Raw genomic sequence first — 4177 nt, 5'->3', positions numbered from 1 at the left:
GGCGGGGGTCAGGCAGAACCGCTTGATCTGGTCGGTGACGTGCGGGATCACCTGCACCATCGCGCCCAGATAGTCGCCGCGGCGCTCCTTCTCGAGGATGGTCGAATAGATGCGGCCGGTGGTGATGTTGTCCGACTTCGCCGCCGAGACGCCGGTGAAGCGTTCGTAGTGGCCGAGGTCGAGGTCAGTCTCGGCCCCGTCGTCAGTGACGAAGACCTCGCCGTGCTGATACGGGCTCATCGTGCCCGGATCGACGTTGAGATAGGGGTCGAGCTTGCGCAGCCGGACCTTGTAGCCGCGCGCCTGCAGGAGCGCGCCGAGAGCGGCGGAAGCGAGGCCTTTTCCCAATGAGGAAACCACGCCGCCAGTGATGAACACGTAACGGGCCATGGGGGGTCACCTTACCGCTGATTCGGACCGCCGGATGGCCTGCGGTTCGGCAAACATGTGGACGAAGGGGCGCGCAAGGCGCGCCCCTGGACTGCGAAGACTTTGAGGGCGGGAGAGGAAGGCGGGGATGCGGTCCCCGCCCATCCTTATTCGGCCGGAGCGGGCTGGGCCGGGGCCGGAGCGGCCGTCAGGCTGGACTCGAGGTCCTGCAGGGTCGGCGCGGCCGGCTGGGCCGGAGCCGCCGGATCCTGGGCCGGAGCCTGCTGCTGTTGCTGCGCCGACGGCGGCGGGGTCGCCAGATCACCGATCGAGTCGGCGTCGACGATCGAGCGGTTGGCGCGCTCGATATTGCCGAGGATCGTCAGCGACAGGGCGCAGACGAAGAACAGGGTGGCCAGCACCCAGGTCGTCTTCGTCAGCAGATTGCCGGCGCCGCGGGCGGTCATGAAGCCCGACGGGCCGCCGCCCATGCCCAGCGCGCCCCCTTCGGAGCGCTGCAGCAGGACCACGCCCGCAAGCGCGATCGAGATGAGGATCATGACGACGAGAAGAATGATCTGGAGCATGACGGCCGATATGTGTGGCGCACCCGCGCCGATCAAGCGGCGGGCTCTATCACCGGGGAAGGGATTAGGGAATAGGCACGGCCGATCAGGCGGCCCGGATGATGCCCAGGAAGTCCGCCGCCTTCAGCGAGGCCCCGCCCACCAGGGCGCCGCCCACTTCCGGCGTCGACAGGATGTCGCGGGCGTTGTCCGGCTTGACCGAGCCGCCGTACAGGATCGGCGGCTCCGCGGCGCCCAGCCCCAGACGCTCGATCATGGCGGCGCGGACGGCCCGGTGGACCTCCTCGATCTGCTCCAGCGTCGGCGTCAGCCCGGTGCCGATGGCCCAGACCGGCTCATAGGCCACGGCGAAGGCCTGTCCGGCCAGCGCCAGCGGCAGCGAATGGATCACCTGGTCCCGCACCACCTCGACCGCCCGGCCCGCCTCGCGCTCCTGCAGGGTCTCCCCGACGCAGATGATCGGCGCCAGCCCGGCCGCCAGCGCGGCCTCCGCCTTGGCCAGCACCAGGGCGTTGGTCTCGCCGTGCCCCTGACGGCGTTCGGAGTGCCCGAGGATCACCAGCGTCGCCCCGGCGTCCTTCAGCATCGGCGCCGAGATGTCTCCGGTGTAGGCGCCCGAGGCTTCGGCGCGACAGTCCTGACCGCCCACTTCAACCGCGCCGCCCGCGCAGGCGTGCGAGAGGCGCTCGATCAGGGTCGCAGGGGGACAAATGGCCACACGGCACGTCGCGGGCTCGGATTTCAGGGCGGCGTCCAGCGCCTGCGCCTCGGCCAGGCTCGCGCCCAGACCGTTCATCTTCCAATTGCCGGCGACCAACTTCACGGATTGTTTCATTGGGCCTCTGTAGGCGGCGGAGACGCCCAAGCCAAGCCATCCGGAAAAGGAAGCGGCGCCATCGTCTTGCCGTGCTGGCCTCTCACGCCCTATAGGCCGATGCGGCCCATATCGCCGCCCTTCCGTCAGGATCGACCATGCTCACCGCGTTCCGCAAATTCGCCAAGTCCAAGTGGGCCATCGGCCTGTTTGTCATCCTGGCCCTGGGCCTGCTGGTCACCGGCGGCTCCCAGATGGGCGATCTGCTGGGCAGCTTCGGTCCGAAGCACGTGATTTCCGCGGGCAACCGCAGCGTCGACGCCGCCGAGTTCCGCGCCAGCATGGATCGCGAACGCGACGCCGCCCAGGAGCGCGCCGGTCGCGCGGTGGACTATGAAGACCTGATCGGCGAAGGCCGCCTCGCCGCCCTGCTGGGTCAGCAGTCGCAGGTGTACGGCTTCATGTCGTGGGCATGGGACGCCGGCATCCGCCCGAGCAAGGAACTGGTCCTGCGCCAGATTCGCCTGATCCCGAACTTCTTCGATTCGGTCACCGGTCGCTTCGACGAGCAGCGCTACGCCGAGACGCTGCAGCAGGCGAACCTGACGCCGAAGATGTTCGAAGAGGAAATGCAGGACCAGCTCGTGCTGCGTCACTACGGCTCGGCCGTGCAGGCCGGCCTCCGCGTTCCGCGCATCTACGGCGCCGTCGTCGCCAACCAGGTCGCCCAGACCCGCGACGGCCGCTGGTTCAACGTCACCCAGGCGATGGCCGGCACGGTCGGCGCCCCGACCGACGCCCAGCTGAACGCCTACATCCGCCAGAACCCGAACGACTTCCGTCTGCCGGAATTCCGCAAGGCCACCCTGGTCGTCTTCACCAACCCCGAGGACGGCAAGGGCGAGATCGTCGACGCCCGTATCGAGGAGCGCTTCAACTTCCGTCGTGACGCCCTGTCGCAGCCGGAAACCCGTTCGTTCGTGACCCTGACCGCCCCGAACAAGGCCGTCGCCGACCGCATCGCCGCCGCCCTGCGTGGCGGCCAGTCGCCGGAAGACGTGGCGCGCGCCAATAACCTGCAGCCGGTGGTCGAGACCGACCGTCCGCGCTCGGCCGTGACCGACCCCGCCGTCGCCGCCGCCGTGTTCGGCATGACTCCGAACCAGATTTCGGATCCCGTGCAGGCCCGCGTCGGCTTCGTCGTCGCCAAGCTGACCGGCGTGACCGCGGGTCGCCCGATCACCCTGGCCGACGTCCGTCCCCAGATCGTCGAGGAACTGCGCGCCGAGGACGTCCGCGCGGCCGTCTATGCCCGCGTCACCGCCTACGACAAGGCGCGTCAGGGCGGTAAGACCCTTGAGGCCGCCGTGGCCGAGGTCGGCGCCCGCGCCCTGATCATCCCGCCGGTCACCCGCGAGGGCCGCAGCATGGAAGAGCAGACCTTCCCGCTGCCGCCGCAGGTGCTGGACGCCATGTGGAAGCTCGGCCGCAACGGCGAGAGCGAAGTCGTCCAGGACGGCCAGCAGGGCTATTTCGTGGTTCGCGTCGACGAGATCACCCCGCCGGCCCTGGTTTCGCTGAGCAACACCCGCCTGCGCGCCGAGATCGCCACCCGCTGGACGGCGGTCGAGAACTCGCGCCGCCTGACCGATCTGGCCAACCGTCTGGCCGCCCGCGTGCGCGGCGGCGAGGACATCGCCGCGGTCGCCCGCTCGGCCGGCGCGACCCTGGAGACCGGCGTGAACATCAACGCCCAGGATCAGGCCCGTGGCCGCGGCGTCCTGGCGGGCCTGTTCAGCAGCCCGGTGAACCAGGTCTTCTCGCAGCAGCAGTCGGAAGACAGCTATGTGATCGGCCGTACCGACCGCATCACGCCGCCGGTCGCCGCCACCGTCGCGCCGAACGCCGAATCGTTCCGCCAGCGCCTGTCCGCCGACACCCTCGGCGCCCTGGGCGAGGCCGCGATCAAGTCGGCCGCGGCCGAGGTCGGCGCCGAGTTCAGCGAGGCGCGCGCCCGTGAAGCCCTGGGTCTGTCGGCGGAAGCGCCGGCGGCCCAGCCGGGAGCCCCGGCTCCCGCCCGGGCGCAATGACCTCGACGGACTCCGCCGCCGCCTTTCAGGCCTTCCGCGACGGCTGGTCCTCGGACCGGCCGCAGGTGGTCGTCCGCCGTCTGGTGGATGATCTGGAAACGCCGGTCTCGGCCTTCCTGAAGGTCGGCCGCGGCCGCGCCCACGCCTTCCTGCTGGAGTCGGTCGAGGGCGGCGCGGTCAACGGGCGCTATTCGATCATCACCCGTGAGCCGGACGTGGTGTGGCGCTGCCGGGACCGGCGGCCGGAACTGGCGCGCGGCGGCGATATCGCGGCCGGCCGGTTCGCGCCGGACGGAGACGACGCCCTCGCCTCGCTC

At 70.3% G+C, this 4177-nt stretch carries 3 protein-coding genes and 2 pseudogenes; 2 read left to right on the top strand and 3 right to left on the bottom strand.

All coding sequences use genetic code 11. The features are described from left to right. From VGE03_RS11765 to tpiA, 3 genes and pseudogenes are all read right to left on the bottom strand, one after another. Positions 1-390, bottom strand: a pseudogene (locus tag VGE03_RS11765) (CTP synthetase); the annotation flags it as partial. Positions 391-536: 146 nt separating this feature from the next. Then, on the bottom strand, positions 537-956 hold the full coding sequence (gene secG / locus VGE03_RS11760) for a preprotein translocase subunit SecG (RefSeq protein WP_331046662.1): 420 nt from the start codon (positions 954-956) through the stop codon (positions 537-539). An 85-nt stretch (positions 957-1041) separates the two neighbouring features. Then, positions 1042-1791, bottom strand: a complete 750-nt coding sequence (gene tpiA, locus VGE03_RS11755; protein WP_331046661.1) for a triose-phosphate isomerase — start codon at positions 1789-1791, stop codon at positions 1042-1044. Between the two features lie 137 nt (positions 1792-1928). Here tpiA and VGE03_RS11750 point away from each other — a divergent pair, with 137 nt between their 5' ends. Together VGE03_RS11750 and VGE03_RS11745 are read left to right on the top strand one after the other, a co-directional pair. Next, positions 1929-3860, top strand: coding sequence for a peptidylprolyl isomerase (locus VGE03_RS11750; RefSeq protein WP_331046660.1), 1932 nt, complete (start codon positions 1929-1931; stop codon positions 3858-3860). Next, positions 3857-4177 (top strand): annotated as a pseudogene (locus VGE03_RS11745) (anthranilate synthase component I); the annotation flags it as partial. The gene VGE03_RS11750 and the pseudogene VGE03_RS11745, both read left to right, overlap by 4 nt.

The sequence above is a fragment of the Brevundimonas sp. genome, assembly GCF_036400995.1.
GTDB lineage: Bacteria > Pseudomonadota > Alphaproteobacteria > Caulobacterales > Caulobacteraceae > Brevundimonas.
The sequence above is the reverse complement of the archived record's forward strand: the minus strand, read 5'-3'. Positions and strand labels throughout refer to the sequence as shown.